Raw genomic sequence first — 22671 nt, 5'->3', positions numbered from 1 at the left:
TTTGATAATTATAATACTATATTAAACTAGGTCGTGATTAGGTTGGTTTTTTATCGCTATTATCGTTGCCCGTTTTGGGGCTGGATAACCTTCGACCGTTAAACTTACATCGTTGGGGTCAAGATAATCTACTAAAGATTCATTCTTCATCCATTGTGTTGAGCGTTGCTCTGCCATTGAAGTAATATCCACATCAACGCAACGTATGTCGGTGAAGTCACACTTTTTTAACCATAACATGAGTGCATCGACAGATGGCAAAAACCAGACATTATTCATTTTGCCATATCTGTCTTGTGGGACTAAAACAGCATTTTCATCGCCATCTATCACTAAGGTCTCTAATACAAGTTCACCGCCCATACGCAGTTGATCACGCAATTGCATTATATGATCGATGGGTGAACGACGGTGGTACAACACACCCATAGAAAATACGGTATCAAACGCATCTAATGCTGGAAGCTCTTCAATGCCCAGTGGCAATAAATGTACAGGATGTTCATTACCTGCTAAACGCTTTACTGCTTCAAATTGACATAAAAACAGCGGGGAGGGATCAATCCCGACGACACGTTTAGCACCAGCACCTAGCATGCGCCACATGTGATAACCACTGCCACAACCGACATCTAATACTGTGCGATTATCTAATGGAGAAATATGTTCTTTAACCCGATCCCATTTCCAGTCACTTCGCCATTCAGTATCAATTTCGATTCCATGAATGTAAAAAGGGCCTTTACGCCAAGGTTGAAATAACCCAAGTAGATTTTGTAACTTTTCTGTTTGTCCTGGAGTCAGCTGGCTACCGTCACCAATTTTGACTCCGTTGAATAAATCAATATGGGTTGGCGCTGGGTAATGTAATTTATTGAGGACTTTTTCCCATTTTGGCAAGTTGCCATGTTTATGTTCTCTTTGCCATTTTCCTAAAATTGCTGGAAGTTCTTCTAGCCAATGTTGCAGGCTTGAATCGGCAATTTGTTGATAAAAGGAGCTAAAACTTATCACTTGATGGCCACCATTGATGCAAAATTAAAACATTGAAACCACACTGTTGAATGGCTAAAACCATTCTCAGTAAAGCGTTGTTGGTGCATGGATAAACTGTCTGGGCGCATCACATTTTCAAGTGCACTGCGCTTTTGGCTAATTTCTAGTTCGCTGTATCCATTTGCGCGTTTGAAGTCTAGATGTTGTTCATCTAAAAGTGTTTGAATCACGTTATCTTCAAATCGTAATTTTTCTGAAATAACTAAAATACCGCCAGGGAGTAAACCTTGATAAATCTTGGCGATTAACTCGTCCCTGTCATGAACAGGTAAAAACTGTAGAGTGAAATTTAATACCACCATTGAAGCATTAGTGATGTCGATGTCTCTAATGTCACCACAAATGAGTTCTACTTCAGTGTCACTGACGTAGGCAGATAAATTTTCTTGGCAACGCTCGATCATCGATTCACTGTTATCAACAGCGATAATACGACATTGTCTTTGCTCAATTTGGCGTCGAATACTCAAAGTCGCAGAACCTAAAGAACTGCCTAAATCATAAATATTAGATTTAGGGGTAACATAACGGTCAGCAAAATCCCCAATCGTACTAATGATTTGGGCATAACCAGGTACAGATCGTCGTATCATGTCGTTAAATACACCTGCAACCCGATTATCAAATTGAAAATCTGATATTTTATCGGTTGCTGCAGCGTAAATTGTATCTTGTTGAGAGTTCATCTGAGGTAACTTGAGAAAATCATAGCTTCATTTTAGCCAATCCTACCAAATAGCAGCAAGTATCCTATTGGTATTTTTTGTTTTATTTTGTTTATTTGCACTTTTTTGGCTAAATAATTAATTAAGTAGGACAATTGGTCGATATAAATCGGTATGATGAACATATAATTAAAATGATTTACAATTAAGCTTAAGGTTGATTAACAAAATTTCAACCAGATAAAGTGTGTGGTCAAAAAACGAATATAACAAATAACGACTAATAAAATGACAACTAGCACAAAGGAACGCGCTTGAAGTTAATTAGCACTATTTTTACTTTTTTCCTGTTTACGTTGATGACATTTATTGTATCAGCCGATGAAAATGAATCCGCCTCGGTATCATCATTGGCTTTTCCAAGTTCATTAGCCATTTCAATGAGTGAAGATGCTTACCCTTATCAATTTGTTGATGATAACGGTAACCCCGCAGGTGTCATGGTAGATTTATGGCGCGAGTGGGCATCCGCAACAGGCGTAAAAGTGTCGTTTTATCCCATGCAATGGCAACAATCTTTACAATCAGTCGCTGACGGTGACGTCGATGCTCACATTGGTATGGCAATAACCAAAGAGCGACAGCAACTATTTTCATATGCAGATAAAGTATCTTCTCTTAATTCCTACCTTTACCTTCACAAAGATATTGCTAATAAAAAAGCGATTAGTGATATTCGTCCTTTTAAAATAGGCATTATTGAAGGGACTTCACATGAACAGGACTTACTGGCGATAGAACCCAGCCTGACATTTAAATATTTTAAGACTAAAAAAGCGTTATACGATGCTGTTGTTGCAGGTGAAATATACGTATTTGCAACGATTCAAGGCTATAACCAAGGCATCCCTATCAATTTAGAACTAGCCAACAATTTCCATATATCTTCACGTATATTGATTAAAGAAATAGAACTTGCGCCAGTAGTATCTTTGCTAAATCAATCTTGGGTCTCCTTTATTAATGAAGGCTTTAAGAAAGTGTCTACTACCCATGTCGATGAAATTGAAAAGCGTTGGTTTGGCTATCGTCGTGAATCCAACGGTCTATTGATTGCGATGCAAATGAATGTAGAGCCATTTGTGGATATTGGTTTAGACGGTTTACCCCATGGTTTATTTGTCGATTTGTGGCGACTTTGGTCTGAAAAAACAGGTATATCAATAGACTTTATTCCAAGCGATATGAATGGCAGCATTGAACTCATTAAAGATGGTCATGCCGACGTACATATTGGTTACCCTGAGAGTGAAGAAATCAATACTGGTCTTAATAGAGCTAATCATTTTTATTCAGTTAAAAGTCGATTCTTTAGCTACAACAAAGAAATCAAAGATATTAGTGAAATTGATGGTAAACGTATCGGATTGTTTGCCACATCACCTTATATCATCGAGCTTAGGAAAGTGCTTCCTAATGCGCAGATACGTTATTACGATTCCATGGAGCAATTAATCAAGGCAAGTCGTGATGGCGACATCGCAGGCTTTGTCGCTGCAAGTGCTTACACTTCACACTACTTATTACATCAAAAATCGTGGTCTGAGTTTTATCAATATAATAAGCTCGATTTTGGTACTCAAATATATAACCTTACCAATGTAGAAGATACAGAACTTGCAGAGCGCATCGCTAATGGTTTTCAGCTAATTAGTGATTTCGAAATGGCAAAACTTGAACAGAAATGGCTTTTAAATAAAGCCGATAGAACATTTTCTACTGTCGATAAACAAATCTATATCAGTAATAAAGACAGAAAATATTTAGACTCACTGGGTGCAATTAAACTGGGGTATTTAACTCAGTGGGCGCCCATGGAATATCAAAATGAATTAGGTGAATTTTCCGGTATTAATAAAGAAGTTATCGAAATTGTTACAGAGCAACTAGGCATCGATATTATTCCTGTTGCCTATCAGCAGTGGGACAAACTCAATAAAGACTTACAAAACGGCAGTATTCATTTAGTTGGCAGTATGGCAAATAATAAAAATCGAGAGCCAGCACTTGAGTTTACAGAAGGTTATTGGCCATCACCTTGGGCTATTGCGACTACGTTAACTCAACAGCCGTTGTTCAATTTAAGCCAATATAACGGTAAGCGAATAGGGGTCGTCAAAGGCTATAACTTGATCAATATATTGCGCCAACAATTTCCAGGTTTAGAAATTGTTCAAGTAGATAATACTCAACGTGGTTTACAGGCGGTTTCTTCTGGTGATGTCGATTTATTCATCGAACAAGTTGTGACCCTTGCTTATGTGCTGAATGAAGGGGAGTTTCCTGATTTAAAAATGGCCCTAGTTGCAGATTTAACAGAACAAAAAAGTCATATTGGTGTTTACCCAAAACTCAAAACTATCATTCCATTACTGAACCGCGCCATTGAAACGATTGATGAAACCAAACAACAGCAGATGTACCAAAAATGGGTGGCGGTTGACTTGCGTTCTGAAGCGGACAAATATCAAAAGTGGTTTAAAATTGTACTATTAGGTTTGCTGATTATCAGTATGATCACCTTTATCGTCTTCTTGGGTAATAAACGTCTTAAACGTGAAATTACTTTGAGAAAAACGGCTGAGCAAAAGATAAAGTTTGTTGCAGAGCACGACCCTGTGACTAAACTCCCTAATCGTGGTTTACTCGATGACCGTTTAGCGTGTGCGATCAAAGCCCATGAACGTGAACAAGCCAAGTTTGCATTGTTATTTATAGATTTAGACAAATTCAAGAATGTTAATGATCAACATGGTCATCACATTGGTGACGCATTATTAATTCATATTGCCACTGCACTTAAATCAGTAGTACGAAAATCTGATACCGTGTCTCGTTTTGGAGGCGATGAATTTGTCATCTTACTTAACAAGGTTGACAGCAGCGAATGCGCGATAAAAGTCGCAGATAATATTATTAATGTGTTATCTGACCCCCTCATTATTGAAGGAATAACATTAACAGCATCAGCCAGTATCGGTATTGCGGTTTATCCAGATGATGGTGATGATGCTATCGCCATATTACAGATGGCTGATAAAAAGATGTACAAAGTAAAAAAGCAGGGTGGTGATCAACGCAGCTTTTAATCACCGGTTGAGTTTTCAAGGTGATGAACAAACATAATTGTCTTATTTGCTGTTTTTTTACTCGGTTATAACGGGAACTTTCCCTAAAGTCTGTTCAATTGCAGTAAACTAATCGATACTTCCATGCAAAAATGTAGCACACGTTCAATAAACGCGTTTTTAGGCGTATTATAAGTGCTATAGTTGCCTGCATTATTTTAATATAATGCCAAATTAAATTGTTTTTTAGACACCTATTTCCGAATTAAAGGGTAGAGTTAAATGCGCAGTCATTATTGTGGAGACGTTAATAAGTCTCATCTTGGTCAAGAAGTCACCTTAGTCGGTTGGGTTAACCGTAGTCGCGATTTAGGCGGCGTAATTTTTTTAGATCTTCGTGACAGAGAAGGGATAGTTCAAGTTGTTTACGATCCAGACTTGGAAGACGTTTTCAAAGTAGCCAGCAGTTTACGCGGTGAGTTCTGTGTACAAGTTAAAGGTTTAGTTCGTGCAAGACCTGATAGTCAAATTAATGCACAAATGAAAACTGGCGAAATTGAAGTCTTAGGTCAAGCCCTAACAATTATTAATGCTTCAGCGCCGCTTCCTTTGAGCATGGATAATCATCAAAACAACAGTGAAGAACAGCGCTTAAAGTATCGCTATCTTGACTTACGTCGCCCTGAAATGGCTGACCGTATTGTTTTCCGTTCAAAAGTCACTAGCGCGGTTCGTCGTTTCCTTGATGATAGCGGTTTCTTGGATATTGAAACGCCTATTTTGACCAAAGCCACACCAGAAGGTGCGCGTGATTACCTAGTACCAAGCCGTACTTATAAAGGTCAGTTCTTTGCTCTGCCACAGTCTCCTCAATTATTTAAACAATTGCTGATGATGTCTGGCTTTGATCGTTATTACCAGATTGTAAAATGTTTCCGTGATGAAGATTTACGTGCTGATCGTCAGCCTGAATTTACTCAAATTGATATCGAAACTTCTTTCATGTCAGCTGAGCAAGTCATGGAAAAAACTGAAACTATGGTTCGCGGTTTATTCAATGAATTAATGAATGTTGATTTAGGTGAGTTCCCACGTATGTCATATGCAGAAGCTATGACGCGTTATGGTTCTGATAAGCCAGATTTACGTAACCCACTTGAACTTGTTGATGTTGCTGACTTAGTTAAAGATGTTGAGTTCGCAGTATTTAGTGGTCCAGCTAACGATGAAGAAGGTCGTGTTGCAGCGCTTCGTATCCCAACAGGTGCATCTTTATCTCGTAAGCAAATCGATAACTACACTAAATATGCTGGCATTTACGGTGCTAAAGGCCTAGCGTGGATGAAGATTAATGATTTATCTGCTGGTATCGAAGGTATTCAATCACCAGTACTTAAATTCTTAAACGAAGATATCGTCAATCAAATTATCGCACGTACTAATGCTGAAACTGGCGACATCATCTTATTTGGCGCAGATAAAGCAAACGTTGTTGCTGAAGCAATGGGTGCATTACGTCTTAAAGCCGGTGAAGACTTTGAACTTCTTGAAGGTGAGTGGCGCCCAATGTGGGTTGTTGACTTCCCAATGTTCGAAAAAATCAATGGTGGTTACCATGCAGTTCACCATCCGTTTACCGCTCCGCGCGGCGTAACTGCTGAAGAACTTGAAGCCAATCCAGGTGCAGCAATTTCAGATGCTTACGATATGGTATTAAATGGTTGCGAATTAGGTGGTGGTTCTGTTCGTATTCATAATGCTGATATGCAAAGTGCGGTATTCCGTATACTTGGCATTGATGATAAAGAAGCGAATGAAAAGTTTGGTTTCTTACTCGAAGCATTACGTTACGGTACACCACCGCATGCAGGTTTAGCATTTGGCTTAGACCGTATTATCATGTTAATGACAGGTGCTAGTTCAATTCGTGATGTGATGGCATTCCCGAAAACAACGACTGCAGCATGTCCATTAACAAATGCGCCAGGATTTGCCAACCCTCAGCAATTAGTTGATTTAGGGATTAGCGTTATCCCTCAAGAAAAGCCTGCCGCTGACGAATAATGTTAATCAGCAAAATTACAAATCTCATTGGTTTGTACTAAAGCGTTAACCCACATACCGAGGCTTTTGCCTCGGTCTGTTTTTATATAGAACAAAAATAACTGAAGGAGTCACAATGGCTGGTCACAGTAAATGGGACAACATTAAACACCGTAAAGCTGCTCAAGATGCAAAACGAGGTAAGCTATTCAGTAAATTTATTCGAGAGTTAACGGTATCTGCTCGTGAAGGAGGCTCAGATCCTGATGCCAACCCGCGTCTACGTGCAGCAATTGATAAAGCATTATCAAATAACATGACTCGTGACACTGTTGAACGTGCAGTCAAACGTGGGGCTGGTGAACTCGATGGTCAGCAATTAGATACCATTATTTATGAAGGTTATGGTCCTGGTGGTACAGCAGTTATGGTAGAAACCATGACAGATAATAAAAACCGTACCGTATCAGGCGTACGTAATGCCTTTAGTAAATCTGGTGGAAATTTAGGTACTGATGGCTCAGTGGCATATATGTTCACTAAATCAGGGGTTATTTCTTATGATGCAGCCATTGACGAAGACGAATTAATGGACGCTGCACTAGAAGCTGGCGCTGATGATGTTGTCACTCATGACAATGGTGCATTTGATGTTCTGACTACACCTGATGCCTTTGGCAGTGTTAAAGATGCACTGGATGCTGCTGGATTTGAAGCCATCAATGCAGAAGTTACTATGATAGCAGGTACCAAAGCTGAATTAGATGCCGATACTGCGGCAAAATTTATGCGCTTAATTGATAACCTTGAAGATCATGATGATGTTCAGGAAGTTTATCATAATGCTGAAATCTCAGATGAAGTGATGGAAAGCCTTGAATAATTTTTCCAAGGAAGCGTAAAGCGATGACAATCATTTTGGGTATTGACCCAGGTTCGCGGATCACAGGTTATGGTGTCATTCAATGTCAGGGTAGACAGCAAAGATACCTTGGTAGTGGTTGTATTCGCACCTCTGCAGATGATCTGCCCACTAGACTTAAACAAGTCTTTGATGGGGTCACTGAAATAATAAAGCAGTACCAACCCGACCAATTTGCTATTGAACGGGTTTTTATGGCAAAAAATGCTGATTCAGCCCTTAAATTGGGTCAAGCAAGAGGCGTAGCCATTGTCGCTGCAATGAATGCGGGTTTACCTGTTGCCGAATACAGTGCAACTCAAATTAAAAGTGCGGTTGTAGGAACTGGACGCGCGCAGAAAACACAAGTTCAGCATATGATCCAACAAATTTTTAAGTTGCCAGCAGCGCCCCAAGCGGATGCGGCAGATGCGTTGGGCGTTGCTGTTTGTCATAACCATACTTTTCAAAGTTTAATTGCAATGGGCGGAAAAGCCCAAAGCCGCACATATGGACGATATAAATGATAGGAAGATTAAGTGGACTTGTTGTTGAGAAACAAGCGCCTGAAATAGTGTTAGATGTTAATGGCGTGGGTTATGAGTTACAAGTGCCTATGACCAGCTTTTACGAGCTTCCGGAACTTAATCAAGTTGCAATGTTATACACTCATTTTGTGGTTCGTGAAGATGCGCAGTTACTATATGGTTTTATCACTAAACAAGAGCGTGCACTGTTTCGCTTATTAATAAAAACCAATGGTGTCGGTCCCAAGTTAGCTTTAACTATTTTATCTGGCATGACTGCATCTGAGTTTGTTAATTGTGTCGAAAGAGATGATATTGCTACTTTAGTCAAACTTCCCGGTGTCGGTAAGAAAACCGCAGAACGTTTAGTTATCGAAATGCGTGATAAATTGAAAAGCTTATTAGAAGCATCAGTAGGTTCTGAACGTGAATTTGCTCTACAAAGTAATTATAAGCCTGCAGCCATCGAAAATAATGCAGAAGAAGATGCCATTGCTGCATTAATTGCTTTAGGTTACAAACCAGCACAAGCAAGTAAAGCTGTGCTAAGTGCTTATAGCGACGGAATGACAAGTGAGGTGTTAATTAAAGCCTCTCTAAAGTCAATGTTATAAAGAGGCCACAATGATAGAAGCGGATCGTTTAATCCAGCCACAAGAATTCGAGCAAGAAGTTCACATTGATAGAGCTATGCGGCCTAAAATGTTGGAGGATTACACAGGGCAGGATGATACTCGTGCCCAGTTAAAGGTGTTTATTGAGGCCGCGCTAAAGCGCGAAGAAGCACTTGATCACATGCTCATCTTCGGCCCTCCAGGACTCGGAAAAACCACATTAGCTATGATCGTTGCGAATGAAATGGGCGTCAATATCAAATCGACTTCTGGGCCGGTACTTGAAAAAGCAGGGGATTTAGCTGCTCTTCTAACAAACCTTGAACATGGTGACGTGTTATTTATCGATGAAATACACCGTTTGAGCCCTGTTGTCGAAGAAATCCTATACCCAGCAATGGAAGACTACCAATTAGATATCATGATTGGCGAAGGCCCTGCTGCAAGATCAATTAAACTTGATTTACCGCCTTTTACCTTGATTGGCGCAACAACCCGCGCGGGCGCGTTAACTTCACCCTTACGCGCAAGGTTCGGTATTCCACTTCGTTTAGAGTTTTATAACGTCAAAGATCTGTGCACCATTGTCACCCGTTCTGCCAAGGTGATGGAGTTACCGATAGATGAAGCGGGGGCATATGAAATTGCAAAGCGTTCACGTGGTACGCCAAGGATTGCTAACCGATTATTACGACGAGTGCGAGATTATGCAGAAGTAAAACATGATGGGTTTGTAACTGAAGAAGTCGCTCAAAAAGCATTAGATTTATTAGATGTTGATTTAGAGGGCTTTGATTACCTTGATAGAAAGTTATTATTAGCCATTATTGATAAGTTCATGGGCGGACCGGTAGGGTTAGATAACTTAGCGGCTGCAATTGGCGAAGACCGCGAAACTATCGAAGATGTGCTAGAGCCCTTTTTAATTCAACAAGGGTTTATTCAGCGTACGCCAAGAGGGCGAATAGCGACTGACAGGGCTTATCAACATTTTGATATAATCAAACCTGCAGAATAAATTGTTAATATTAAATCAAGACAATAAAATAGAAAAAGGAAAGCACAGGCTTTCCTTTTTTATTGCCCAAATAAAATGAATATCTATGCAATGAGCCGAGAACCAAATTATTAACATTTGCTTTTGTTTAAACTTTATAAAGTGAAATTCATAAATTCGATAAATGTTTATTTTTTGTTAGTTAACGCTTAATTGTTCTGTGAATGTAAAAAGTTATTACTTAATGTTCTTCATTCAATAGTGAGGAATAAAACAACTGCAGTAAAATAATCACCCTTTATTGTCGCCAATCAACTTGGTTAATAAACCTCCTTAATTTAGCAATTAGCTCTGAGTCACAGCAGGGCTGAGTTTCAGTGTTTTTAATTGTGAATAATTTCAATTCTGAATGAAAACTGAAGATATTTGATTTAACCGAGTCAAGGTTCAAACTATTTATGTGATCTGCGTCACACTTTCGTAATTGGGTAAGTTTTAAAAATGTTATTTGTGACCTAGGTAATAATTCTATTGCACAGGTGTTTTACTAGTTTATTCAACTGAAATATTAAACTAATAATGTTTTGAGATGTTCATCACCTATTTTGGTTTACATACTTGGTGCATATTTATTAACAAAAAATGGTTCAAAAGTTACAAGTTAGTGGTTTGACGAAATATCTCTGGTTATTCAGTATCTAGTCCAACGCAAATTTAAATATTTATTTAATTGCGTAAACAGAATAAGAAAAGATATCACCTGGGAGCAACAAATGATTAAAAAATCTAAAATATCAAACAGCATTAATGTGGCGTTATTAGCCTCAGTTTCTGCTGCTTCAGCAGTTTCAGTAAGCGCTTATGCTGAAGAAGAATCTGCAAACGTAGAAAGAATTGCAGTCACAGGCTCCCGTATTCAACGTCAAGACATGGAAACTGCTTCTCCAGTAACTGTAATTGATGCAGGTGCTATCCGTGCGGAAGGTTACAACTCAGTAGATGAGATTTTACAATCACAACCAGCAATGGCTGGTATGGCTGTGGGTTCTACTACCAACAATGGTGCAGACGGTGTTGCTCAAGTTGACTTACGTGGTATGGGTTCAAATAGAACCTTAGTATTGCTAAACGGCCGTCGTATGGTTAACTCGGGTTCAGGTGCTGATAGCGCAGTAGATTTGAATACTATCCCAGTAGCCATGATTGCACGTGTAGAAATTCTAAAAGATGGCGCATCTGCAGTATATGGTTCTGATGCCATTGCTGGTGTAGTTAACATTATCACTAAGAAAGATTTTGAAGGTTTCCAATTCGATGTAAATGGCGGCGCGACTTCTGAAGGCGACGGCGAAAACATCGAGTTAAGTGGTTTATACGGTTTCAACACTGACCGCGGCAACTTCACATTTGGTTTAGCATACTCTGAACGTAAAGGTGTTATGCAAGGCGATCGTGATTGGGTTGAACAGGGTGAAAGTTCGTTTATTCCTGAAGGTACTTTAGGTGGAAAGCAAATCAACCCTGAAACAGGTGAGTGGGGTGATCGTGAATATGGGTATGATTACACACAAGATAGCTGGCTACAAACGCCAAACAAACGCTATAGCTTCTTTGCAAATGGTATGCATGAGCTAAATAATGACATGATTTTGTCTGGTGATGTTTTATATACAAAACGTAAATCAAAGCAAATGATGGCAGCTCAACCAGCCAATCTAGATCTTAAAGTTTGTGAAAACAATATTAAGCAAGACGATTGTATTACCCTTGATCAAGCTATGATTGACGGTGGCGTTGCAGCTGATGAAGAAGGCATGATCAATTACCGTAAGCGTATGAATGATGTGGGTAATCGTGTTTACGAGCAAGAAACCGATACATTCCGTATTTCTGCTGGCCTTGCTGGTGTTATCGATGTAAACACTGGAATGGATTGGGATCTTTCTTACACATACGGTAAAAACGAAGCTGATACTTGGGTTCATAGTTCAATTCACCAAGGCAACATGGAAAAATCAATCTATGCAAATCAAGATGCATGGTTTGGTGGCGACCCAATGAGCCAAGAGATGATTGATGCGGTTAGCTACACTGAACAAACTAACGGTGGTAACGAACAACACGTTGTTGCTGGTGTCATCAGTGGTGAAGCATTTGACTTAGAAGCAGGTGCAGTTGCATTCGCAATTGGTGCAGAATACCGTCATGAAAGCGGTTATTACAATCCAGACCCAGTGATTGTTGCTGGTGAAGGTACTGCAGCTCAACAAGATCCAACAGATGGTAGCTTTGATGTTTTCTCAGTATACCAAGAAGTTAGTGTACCGTTTACCGATAAACTAACCGGTGAATTTGCATTACGTTACGATGACTACTCTACTTTTGGTAGCGCAGCAACGTGGAAAATTGGCTTAACTTACGAAGCAACAGGTGACTTAATGTTACGTACTGTAGCTGCAACTGGTTTCCGTGCACCAAGCGTGAGCGAGCTATACGGCGGTAATTCAGGTTCTTACGATTACCTAACTGACCCTTGGAACAATGAGCAAGACCCACAAATATTAGTTAACTACACATCTGATGAAGACTTAGATGCTGAAACATCTGAATCTTTCACTGCCGGTTTAGTGTACTCACCTAGCTACATTGAAGGTATGTCACTAACGTTAGACTGGTGGAGATTCAAGATTGACGGTGCTATTGCACGTCTTGATGTTCAAGCTGGCTTAGATAACTGTTTTGCTGGTGACGCATCAGCTTGTGACACATTTAACATCGGCGCTAATGGCGATTTATCGGATTTGACTAACCCGCTAACTAACGTTGGTTATCAAGATACAAGTGGTATCGATTTCAACTTAGCTTACACTTTCGAAGGTTTAGGTTTAGATTGGAAAATCAACAATGACTTAACCTACTTGTTAAACTTTGAGCAAGACGGTGTTGATTACACAGGTACAATCGGTGGTATGTACGGCGGGTATGCAGAATACAAAAACAACTTTAACCTAACGGCTAGCCGTGGTGATTGGAGTGTTATGTATTCAAACCGTTACATCGGTGAAATGAATGATGTAAACACAGGTGAAGATATCTCTTCAGTGCTGTACCACAACATTTCAGGTGTATATCACTTTACCGATGGTTTCTCTGCGAACGTAGGTGTTAAAAACCTAACTAACGAAGAACCTGTAAGTGTAACTAGTGGTAATGAAGCTGGTACTGTACCAGAGGTTTATGACACTCTAGGGCGTCAAATCTACGCTGGCATCTCAATGAAGTTCTAATCGAACTTTACAGCATCAAAAAAGCCAGCATTTGCTGGCTTTTTTATTGGTTGATGAACTAAACAATAATTATTAGCCCAATCCCTCACTCATTGCTTTCTTCTGTATCAGTTCAATTTTATAACCATCTGGATCTTCAACAAAAGCAATCTCAGTACTTCCGCCTGCTACAGGTCCTGGAGCACGGGTAACTTTACCGCCAGCTGCAGCAATCGCATCACATCGTTGATAGATATCTTCTTCGCCAATGGCGAGATGACCAAATCCAGTACCTAAATCGTAATTTTCAGTGCCCCAGTTATAAGTTAACTCAATCACTGCTTGGCCAGTTGATTCTTCACCAAAACCGACAAATGCAAGGGTATATTGATATTCAGCATTTTCTGATTGTCTGAGTAATTTCATGCCCATGACTTGAGTATAAAACTCAATACTGCGCTCAAGGTTACCGACTCGGATCATAGTATGTAATAGTTGCGACATAGGGTGCTCTTTAGTTATTGATTGGGTATTTTTTTGTAAGCATAACAAATTTCTATTGCAGTTAAAAAATTGATTTAGAATATTATTTTTTGTTGTTTAACATCACATAATCACGGTTAAAAGCTGTGAAATATATCCATATTAGCTAGAATTAACTTATATTCATTTGGAGACAAGATAATGACAACAGAACTAAAAATGGCTCTAGGTACCTCAGTAGTAATCGCAATTTGTTTCAGTGCTTTTTTTGTATCGTTGTTTTAATAACCTTGACCAAATAGCCATAAAAAAACCGCTTAACGCGGTTTTTTTGTGTCTGTCATTTAGTAATGTTTCAGCGTAAATCTTCAGAATAAACCTTTCTTTAAACTTTCTTTTCTGGAAAGTACTCACACAAATTTTTAATAATATAAGACCACACATTAGTTTACGAGCAACACTGTTAAAGTGCCCATGTAAAATAAACCAGTGGAATACGTCAACTATAAATTCCGTCGGTACGACTTTAAGGTGCTTTTGTTCAACTTCAACAACGTTCTGTCGTGGCGTAGCAAACTTGGTGCGTTATGAATCTAGTCGATGTAAGTGTTGTTTTTTTGATGAACAATAAGGGGTGACATTATTAGTTACAAATAGAAAATTGCTTTGTGCAGAAAGAATGTTGAATCTTTGTAAGTTGACACTGGAGAGTCAGTTGATAAACATTATTAATGTTGAGGGAACATACATGATAAAAATTATACAGTCTTTTTTAGTATTATCAGCTTTTTGCATCTTACCCGTTTCGGCCTCAACCGTTGTTGAAGAGATTATTTCAATAGGAAAAGTTAGTAGAGTTTCTATCAAATCTACAGCGTTGGGTGAAACAAGGGATCTGATCATTCATTTACCAAGCAGTTATAATAAGTCAAATATAAACTACCCCGTTTTATATTTAATTGACGGTAATCGGCATATCGAACATGCAATTGTTTCATCTAATTTATTGCAAAAGCAGAACAGAATCCCTGAGCAAATTATTGTAGCGGTTTCGAACAACAATGAATTACGCCATGACCCTGATATGGCAATAAGTAAATTCACCGCTTTTGTTAAAAGTGAAGTGATGCCTTATGTTAACAATAAATACAAAACATCAGGGTTAAATACTCTCTACGGGCATACTAAGGCTGGTTGGTTCACCGCCGAGGTTTTGGCTAATCAACCGGAACTTTTTAGGAACTATATTTTGGCAAGTGCTCCGTTGCAGGATGATGAAGCAAAAATTTATAATAAGATCTTGGCAAATGGAGCGAAAGAAAACTCACAAGTTAAATCACTATATATTGCTGTCTCTGAAGAGGCTGACGAGCCTTATCGATATACCGATGCTTTCAATAAGTTTGTCCATTTTTTGATGGAAAACCCACCTGAAAATCTTGATTGGCGCAGTGAATATCTTAAAGAACACGTTCATATGACGACTGCTATTCCATCTTTATATGGTGGATTGACCCATGTTTTCAATAGTTACCAAGCTCCAAGTTTTGCCAATTTAGAAGAGTATATAGATTTTGGCGGATTCATAGGCTTAACAGATTACTATAATAAACGAGCGAAGATATATGGTATTGATCCACAGGTAGCAGAGAGTACGCTACTTAACCTAGCGACTATGTTATTGAGAGAAGGTGAGCATAACAGGTCGTTGGAATTGTACTTAGCTTCAGTCCGTGATTATCCTGAGTCTGCTGCTGCATATAGTGGTTTAGGACAAGTTTACTTCTCACTGAAAATGCACGAAGAATCTATTTCAGCCCACCAATTAGCAGTTAAACTTGCCAACGGGATAAATCCAAGTTGGCAACAAGAGCTTTTTCAAAATAGATTAGAAAGCGTGGTAAAAGAGATGAATAATTGAGCTTAGCAGAGATAAACGTGATCTTTGATTGAAGTATCCAAGTGTTGTTTTAGTGTAGAGCGACAGTTGTTAGATTTGAAACGAGTCTGGTAAATTGAGCCAAAGAGAGGGGAGGCCATAAATCAGAACGGTTATTCTGGTTAAACTCTAAGATCGTGGCCAATATTAGTTGACCACTTATATCTTGAAGCTTTGTATGATTAGTTATCGATAGTTACACCATTTTTGATTTCGGTTTGATCAAAAACTATTTTTCCTAAATGTTTTATATTCACAGTTAGCCTTTATCCTACTTTTAACTCATTTTTGAGTTTATCTTCCTTATTACTCTTTAATAAGTAAGCCGTAAATAACGTATATATCGGTAGGGCAACTAGAAGAAGCAAAGCACTTTTCAAGCTTGTTTGGTGTGCTATCAAGCCAATAACAACTGGTCCACATAACATACCACCGTAAGCAAAGGTTGCTACAAAGGCGATAGCTCGACCTGATTTTTGCTGACTAATAGATGCGGCTTTAGAAAATACTAATGGAACGATAACCGAATAACCTATCCCCATAAATGCAAATCCAATTAGAGCTAGGTAAGGCGAACTAACCATAATTATTATCACTGCACCAAATAAACTAAATAATGAACAAGCTTTTACAATATGTATTACTCCATACTTTTCAATAAAGACATGAGCAGATAACCTTGATAGAACCATCAGCATTGAAAAAGTGGCATAGGCCCATGCACTGAAGCTCATATCAGCACTAAATTCTTGTCGCATTATTACTGAGCCCCAGTCAGCTATTGCTCCCTCTCCAAGTGCACTGCAAAAAGCCATCAAACCAACCACAGAAAGAAGCATGAAAGGTAGTTTTGAATTATCTGTACCATTCACAGACTCGTTTTTGGGAGGAGGAAAGGCAGAAGGTTTGCAAAGTATTATATATAACGGGACAAACAATAAACTGACAATTAAAAAGTGCATTACAGTACTAATATCTGACCAAATAAAAAAGACTGTGCTACCCGCACCTACACCGGCCCCCAAACTGAACATGGCATGAAAGAATGACATGAGTTTTCTTTTCGTTAAGGTTTCTGTTTTTGCCGCCCAACTATTCATAGCAACATCCATTGAACCGTGTAAAAAACCGAAAAAAAACAGAGATATCGTCAACAAAATATAATTAGAACTCAACGCCAACCCTATAAAAGGGATTGGGTATAACAAATACATTATTTTAGAAAACCTTTGTACACCCAGTTTATCGTTCAATCTACCTGCCAATGGAAAAGAAATGACTGCGCCAAAAGCAAGTATCAACAGTAAGATTGACAGAGCTTTTTCATCTAACTCGAACATCTCTTTAAAGTAGGGCACCTTAGCCGCCCATGTCCCAAAGAGACATCCGTTAAATAAAAAAAGTAATGATACTGCGTAGGAATTCAATTTAATTTTAGACATCTATCATCCAAGGTTGTTTTCTATTGTTTATATGTTGCCATGAACGTAATATATAAATAAAATTGATTGTTACTATATCTGTATAGGAAAATTCTATGCTTAGGCATTTGGCCAACCATTTACCTTACTTTTCTGCAGTTGCAAAGAGTCTCAGTTTTTCAAATGCGGCTAACGAATTGGCGGTATCACAACCCTCTATTAGTTATCAAATAAAGTGTTTAGAGGAGAAGTTGGGTTTTCAGCTTTTTATACGTGGGCAAGGCAATAAAGTAGAGCTTACTAACAAAGGCAGTAAACTGTTTCAGGAGTATGTGATACTTGAACGAAACTTTAATCAAGTAATCTTTGATACACAAGTTAATCAAAGTAGAACAAAATTAGAGATGACTGCACCAGTTGATTTAGGAGTTCAATTCATTACACCAATGCTGTCGCAACTGGAAAATGATCAATTAATCATCAACCTAGACTTAACTGACGAAGTTGTAGATATTAAGAAAAGTAAATTTGACTTTTCGATTAGAAATAACAAGAACGAAAGAGGCTTGGAGTATTTTTCACTAATGGCAGCGAAAAATGTATTAGTGTGCAGTGAACAATATGCACTAACTCATCAACTTTCCACATTTGACGATATTACCGAACAGCACCGCCTTATTGTTAGAAGTGATGTAAAAAGTAACACATGGGAAAAACTCTTTCTAAAGCATGATAAGCTTTTCCATCAGCATAAAAACATGCAAGTCATCAATAATAGTTTCGGTATATACCAAGCAATTATTTCAAATATTGGTATCGGTATTTTACCGGAATATTTTATCGATCAAAGTAATAATAAAGACCTCTACATATTCAAAGAAAGTCTGAGTGAAACGCCATATTATTTAGCCTATCAACCTTCATATGTTGCCAAGAAGTGGGCGTCACTAATTAAAACCCATATTATTAAGAATTTTGAATATCTGAAAAGCCTCAATTAGTCAAAAATCGACATTAGTTTTTGAGCTTCTAAAGTCAGCTCAGAGACTTTTGATATCGTTAAAATCCGATGCTAGCCTGTAACAATCTTGTTGTCTCCTTTACGCGGTAAGATATTCTTCGATTAAGTTTTTACTTTTCCTAACAGTAAATCAACAAGCAAAAATATCAGTATTACCCTACGTAACACTATTGTCTGATTTGGCCAGCTATGCTCTATCTTTCTTTGAAAAACTGCATTAGATTATCCGATATATCATGAGAGTCTTGTTCGAAAAGTAGTCAATATTCTCTGGCTCCTTTTTTACACTCAGCAAGTAATAGACTATAAGTCGCTATATGTTCATTACTTATGTGGGCTTTGATAAAACCAATGTGTAGTGGATAAATGAATATGGCCAGCTATATGCGGACTGATAGTTTGGTTGCAATACTAGAAGTAATCTGAACAGTAAAAGTAGTCTAAAACTCGTAACTTGGAATTTTCCAGAAACGGGTTAGAGGGCTAGCACGTTTTTGCCCCAAAACTTGTTAGCAGCTTTAGTCAGCTAATGATTTCTAGGTTTGAATAAACATCTAAATCAAAGTCTAAATCAACGTCGTGGCGCTTCGCCCACACCAGAGCAAGAAGGGTGAAACTGCTCACCCCTCTTGCATCTCCCCTGCAGCCCCGGCGAAATTTTCTGAAAAGCGAAAGATTTCCAACGGGGGATTGATCCAGCTTTAAACTTCGTTTGTTGATAGCTTCGGTCTTATTCGAAAATGCTAACGCTTCCGATGGTGCATCCCTGCACCGCGAAAGCTAGCCTGACGTCCTGTCAGGCTCACGCTATTTTCTCTGCGCCCTCAATTCAAATGGAGTCTTTTAAATGCAAGATCTACTAGCTTTAGCTCTTTAAATTATCACCAATATAGTCAAATCGAAGAGACAATAAACCCAGTGTAGATGCGTTCAAGACCTTCGAAAACATGGATGTTTTCGCAGAGCCCACAGGGATGTGTTTACGGCGTGTCTTGGATGTATCTGCACATAAGCCTGCGGCAGGCAATGGATTAGATTGAAGTAATGGTCTTGAGTAACTAGCCCAATTTATATGAGGTATAAAATTGTTGCTCTTAAAACGTTTCTGTCCAAAAACGAGTTACGGACATCTCTAAGCAAGTGGTCAGTATTCATTAGCCGCTACAAAGAACTTACGTGCTTATGAATTTACTATTTGATGAGCTATAACTGCAGTAAATTAAATCATTCAGTCTTATCTTTAAAGTCGCATAAATCTTCAATAATACAAGAGCCACAACGCGGTTTTCTTGCGATGCAGGTATAGCGTCCATGTAAGATAAACCAATGATGAACATCAACTTTAAATTCAGCAGGGGTGACTTTAAGCATTTTTTCTTCAACTTGGTCGACATTCTTGCCCATAGCAAACTTAGTTCGGTTCGCCATTCTGAAAATATGCGTATCAACGGCTATCGTCGGCCAGCCTAAAGATAATTGCTAGATAGTTTGTAATTAACTAATGAAGAGTAGATTAACTTTATTAGTTAAAATCACAGTGAATATGGGTTCTGCATTTATGTACCTGAAGAAATATCCTCTAAGTAAACGTTTATTAAAAATATTCATTTTTCATTGACAATGAATAGCAATTCGCCCTATCTTTTCGATGTAAAGTTTACAGTGTAAGGATGGGCTGGTGAGGATTTTTCAATGATGGGTGAGGGAGAAATTACATGATGGACTATGATGCGATAGTCATTGGCGCAGGTAATGCAGGTTTAACCGCTGCCACAACGCTGCAACGTGGCGGGGCTAAAACCTTATTGATTGAGCGACATAATATCCCTGGAGGATGTGCGACGTCGTTTATTCGAGGAAACTTCGAATTTGAAGTGGCTCTTCACCAGCTTAGCGGTATGGGAACCGATAAAAGCCCGTTTATCATGCGTCAAGTATTCGCAGATCTAGGAATTATGGATAAGCTTCAAGTGGTGGAAGAGCGAGATATTTATCGTTTCGTTAAAGTGGCAAGTGATACCGAAGTAGGTATTGATATTACTTTACCTGCTGACTGGAAAGGCTTAGCTAAAACCCTTTGCGATGCATTTCCTAAAGAAAAATCAGGTATTAAGAAATTTTTAAACCTCTGCGAAGGGGTTTCCCTTGAGTGTTTTGTGCTGATGCCAAAAGCAGCCAAGAGTAACGATGAATCGATATTGCGCGCGAAATGCCCATTGTATGTAAAGTATGGCTTGCGCTCAGCTAAAGAGATATTAGATGAGTTTTTAGAAAGCGAAGAACTAAAATCCATTGTCGCTGCGTATTGGTGTTATTTAGGTGTGCCACCTAAAGAATTTCCATTTCAAGATTTAGCCATAATGCTCTATGCATATTCATCATTTAAACCTTGCCACATCAAAGGCGGCTCACAAGCCATATCTAGCGGGTTACTCGAATCGTTTTTAGCGGCTGGCGGTGAGATTAAGTTTAACTGCTCGGCAACGACCATTCATACTGATAACGGCGCTATAACAGGGGTTTCTACAGAAGCAGGTGAAACATTTACCTGCTCGCAGGTTATCTCAAATACCAGCCCAATGCATACCTTTAATGAATTGCTCGATATTCCTACACCTATTCAGGCATCAAATGATTTTAAATCACGCCGTATCGGTACATCGGCATTTGTGCTGTACATCGGCTTAGATTGCTCGCCTCAAACCCTTGGTGTGACCGCAGCGTCTACTTTTATTGTTGACGATTTAGATGAACAGGTAGCCCACGATAATATGCAAAAAATCGTGGCGCCAAAACATACCATGTTTACCTGTTATAACTATGATGACCCTAGCTTTGCGCCAGAGGGTAAATCAGCAATTTCATTATTGTGCTTACAATACGGCGAACCATGGAAGCATGTGAAGGTAGAAGATTATGCCCAAACAAAATATGACTTGGCTCAAACCCTTATTGACCATGCTGAACGTGTGTACCCAGGCATAAAAGAACATATTGAGGAAATTGAAGTCGCCACGCCACTAACCATGATGCGCTATTTAAATACCCCTGACGGTGCAATTTATGGCTTTCGACAAAACACTCAAGATGCAAACATGTTCCGTGAACGCATTACAGAAATTGACGGCTTACACATCGCAGGTTGTTGGAATGGTATGGGCGGTTTTCAGCCAACGTATATGGTTGGGCAAAGTACAGCCAAATATGTCCTTAAACAGCTCGGAGAGTCAATGAAAGTGAATAAACCTAAAATGGCTAATCCGCTTAGTTGGAAAAACATGAAACTTGCTATGCAATTAAAGTTCATTCAAGCGAGGTTAAGCTAGTGAAAAATATATTACATGCGGTGACTGGCTACAAAGAAGCCCTAAACCAAAAGAAAGCATTGTTTGAAGCCGGAACAGATTACTCTGAACAAAAAGGCAGTGTCGCCAATACAATTGCTAGTTTGCACCCTAAACGTTTGCAATTAGTAGTCAGTGATATTATCGAAGATACAGACAGTACCAAAACGATACGACTTAAAAAGCAAAATGGGCAGGTTCCACCTTTTCAAGCGGGTCAATACATCAACTTGTTCGTCACTATTAATGGCGTACATACGGCGCGTCCTTACGCTATTTCTTCTTCGCCTCAATCACATGAATTCTATGACCTAACCGTTAAACGCGTACAGGGTGGTTTTGTATCAAACTTCCTACTAGATGAAGTGCAAATTGGTGATGAGCTACAAAGTAGTGGGCCAATGGGAACCTTTTACTATAACCCGTTGTTTCATGGTGATGATCTTGTTTTCATTGCGGGGGGCTCTGGTATTGCGCCAGCTAGAAATATGATTCTTAACATGGCGAAAAATACCTTGTTGCATAGAGAGCAAAATCAGCGATTACATTTAATTTACACCAGTAGCTTTGAACACGACGTTATTTTTAAAGATGAATTAATAGCACTTGAACGAGCACATGATTTTTTGAAAATTACTTGGATCGTGACACGACCTGATGAGAATTATTCAGGGCGCACTGGTCGTTTAACACAAAGCGATTTAAAGGAGTTACTTGGTGACAACCTGCAGCAGCTACAAAGCAAAATGTATTACGTATGCGGCACAACGGGTTTTCATGATCATTGTGCACAATTGCTTGAAGCGCTTAATGTTAAAGCACGCCGAGTTCGTATTGAATGTAACGGACCACCTAAAAATCCAGAAACTTTACCAGGATGGCCTAAGCAAGTTAAGCCTTCAGATGTTATTGAAGTGAAAGTTAAAGGGCAGGGAAGTTTTATCGCTCGAGTAGATGAACCGCTATTAAACAGTATGGAGCGCAACGGATACAGCGCAGAAAATGCCTGTCGTTCTGGAGAGTGCAGTTTATGTAGGGTGAAAGTATTACGAGGTAGTGTATTTAACCCTGCAGAATCTAAGTTACGCTCTACTGATGAATCTTATGGTTGGTGCCACTCTTGTGTTGCCTTTCCGACGAGCGATATAGAAATTTTGTTGTAGCGTTTGAATTCGACTATCAGCCTCTACTTGCTCTTCTATTTATTAAAACAGTATATCGAAACAAAATATCAAAACATTGTGTGATCAATTATCGCACAATGTT

At 38.9% G+C, this 22671-nt stretch carries 15 protein-coding genes and 1 pseudogene; 11 read left to right on the top strand and 5 right to left on the bottom strand.

All coding sequences use genetic code 11. The features are described 5' to 3' along the window. Positions 1-21 precede the first annotated feature (21 nt). Positions 22-1014 (bottom strand): tRNA 5-methoxyuridine(34)/uridine 5-oxyacetic acid(34) synthase CmoB, encoded by a 993-nt coding sequence (cmoB, locus tag L2737_RS07245; protein WP_229368782.1) that lies wholly within the window; start codon positions 1012-1014, stop codon positions 22-24. Further along, on the bottom strand, positions 1011-1742 hold the full coding sequence (gene cmoA, locus L2737_RS07240; protein ID WP_248955289.1) for a carboxy-S-adenosyl-L-methionine synthase CmoA: 732 nt from the start codon (positions 1740-1742) through the stop codon (positions 1011-1013). Before cmoA ends, cmoB begins: the two co-directional genes overlap by 4 nt. Before the next feature lie 293 nt (positions 1743-2035). Here cmoA and L2737_RS07235 point away from each other — a divergent pair, with 293 nt between their 5' ends. From L2737_RS07235 to L2737_RS07205, 7 genes are all read left to right on the top strand, one after another. Next, positions 2036-4870, top strand: coding sequence for a diguanylate cyclase domain-containing protein (locus L2737_RS07235; protein ID WP_248955288.1), 2835 nt, complete (start codon positions 2036-2038; stop codon positions 4868-4870). A gap of 261 nt (positions 4871-5131) precedes the next feature. Then, entirely contained in the window at positions 5132-6913 is a 1782-nt protein-coding gene (gene aspS / locus L2737_RS07230; RefSeq protein ID WP_102526062.1) for an aspartate--tRNA ligase, read from the top strand. Between the two features lie 115 nt (positions 6914-7028). Further along, the gene (locus L2737_RS07225; protein ID WP_102526061.1) at positions 7029-7775 is read left to right on the top strand and encodes a YebC/PmpR family DNA-binding transcriptional regulator; all 747 of its coding nucleotides are present in this window, start codon (positions 7029-7031) and stop codon (positions 7773-7775) included. 23 nt (positions 7776-7798) lie between these two features. Further along, a complete protein-coding gene (gene ruvC, locus L2737_RS07220) occupies positions 7799-8320 on the top strand; it encodes a crossover junction endodeoxyribonuclease RuvC (protein WP_102526060.1) in 522 nt (173 codons plus the stop codon). After that, positions 8317-8934: a Holliday junction branch migration protein RuvA gene (gene ruvA / locus L2737_RS07215; RefSeq protein ID WP_102526059.1), complete on the top strand. Its 618-nt coding sequence runs from the start codon at positions 8317-8319 to the stop codon at positions 8932-8934. Before ruvC ends, ruvA begins: the two co-directional genes overlap by 4 nt. Before the next feature lie 10 nt (positions 8935-8944). Continuing rightward, the gene (ruvB, locus tag L2737_RS07210) at positions 8945-9952 is read left to right on the top strand and encodes a Holliday junction branch migration DNA helicase RuvB (protein WP_102526058.1); all 1008 of its coding nucleotides are present in this window, start codon (positions 8945-8947) and stop codon (positions 9950-9952) included. Between the two features lie 752 nt (positions 9953-10704). After that, entirely contained in the window at positions 10705-13218 is a 2514-nt protein-coding gene (locus L2737_RS07205; RefSeq protein WP_248955287.1) for a TonB-dependent receptor plug domain-containing protein, read from the top strand. Positions 13219-13290: 72 nt separating this feature from the next. Here L2737_RS07205 and gloA read toward each other — a convergent pair whose 3' ends face one another. Continuing rightward, positions 13291-13701: a lactoylglutathione lyase gene (gloA, locus tag L2737_RS07200; protein ID WP_102526056.1), complete on the bottom strand. Its 411-nt coding sequence runs from the start codon at positions 13699-13701 to the stop codon at positions 13291-13293. A 727-nt stretch (positions 13702-14428) separates the two neighbouring features. Between gloA and L2737_RS07195 the strand changes: the two genes are divergently transcribed. Continuing rightward, on the top strand, positions 14429-15601 hold the full coding sequence (locus tag L2737_RS07195) for an alpha/beta hydrolase (protein WP_248955286.1): 1173 nt from the start codon (positions 14429-14431) through the stop codon (positions 15599-15601). Positions 15602-15885: 284 nt separating this feature from the next. Here L2737_RS07195 and L2737_RS07190 read toward each other — a convergent pair whose 3' ends face one another. After that, positions 15886-17061, bottom strand: a complete 1176-nt coding sequence (locus L2737_RS07190; protein WP_248955285.1) for an MFS transporter — start codon at positions 17059-17061, stop codon at positions 15886-15888. 95 nt (positions 17062-17156) lie between these two features. On the opposite strand from L2737_RS07190, the gene L2737_RS07185 reads away from it, so the two are divergent. Continuing rightward, positions 17157-18041 carry a LysR family transcriptional regulator gene (locus L2737_RS07185; RefSeq protein ID WP_248955284.1) on the top strand — a complete coding sequence of 295 codons (885 nt, stop codon included), beginning with the start codon at positions 17157-17159 and terminating at the stop codon, positions 18039-18041. 1244 nt (positions 18042-19285) lie between these two features. Here the strand turns inward: L2737_RS07185 and L2737_RS07180 are convergent. Then, positions 19286-19534, bottom strand: a pseudogene (locus tag L2737_RS07180) (endonuclease III); the annotation flags it as partial. Positions 19535-19776: 242 nt separating this feature from the next. Here L2737_RS07180 and L2737_RS07175 point away from each other — a divergent pair. Beyond that, on the top strand, positions 19777-21387 hold the full coding sequence (locus L2737_RS07175) for a phytoene desaturase family protein (protein ID WP_248955283.1): 1611 nt from the start codon (positions 19777-19779) through the stop codon (positions 21385-21387). After that, a complete protein-coding gene (locus L2737_RS07170; protein ID WP_248955282.1) occupies positions 21387-22568 on the top strand; it encodes an FAD-binding oxidoreductase in 1182 nt (393 codons plus the stop codon). The genes L2737_RS07175 and L2737_RS07170 overlap by 1 nt, the downstream gene beginning before the upstream one ends. Positions 22569-22671: the final 103 nt, after the last annotated feature.

Origin of the sequence: Shewanella electrodiphila (assembly GCF_023283985.1) — a bacterium.
GTDB lineage: Bacteria > Pseudomonadota > Gammaproteobacteria > Enterobacterales > Shewanellaceae > Shewanella > Shewanella electrodiphila.
The sequence above is the reverse complement of the archived record's forward strand: the minus strand, read 5'-3'. Positions and strand labels throughout refer to the sequence as shown.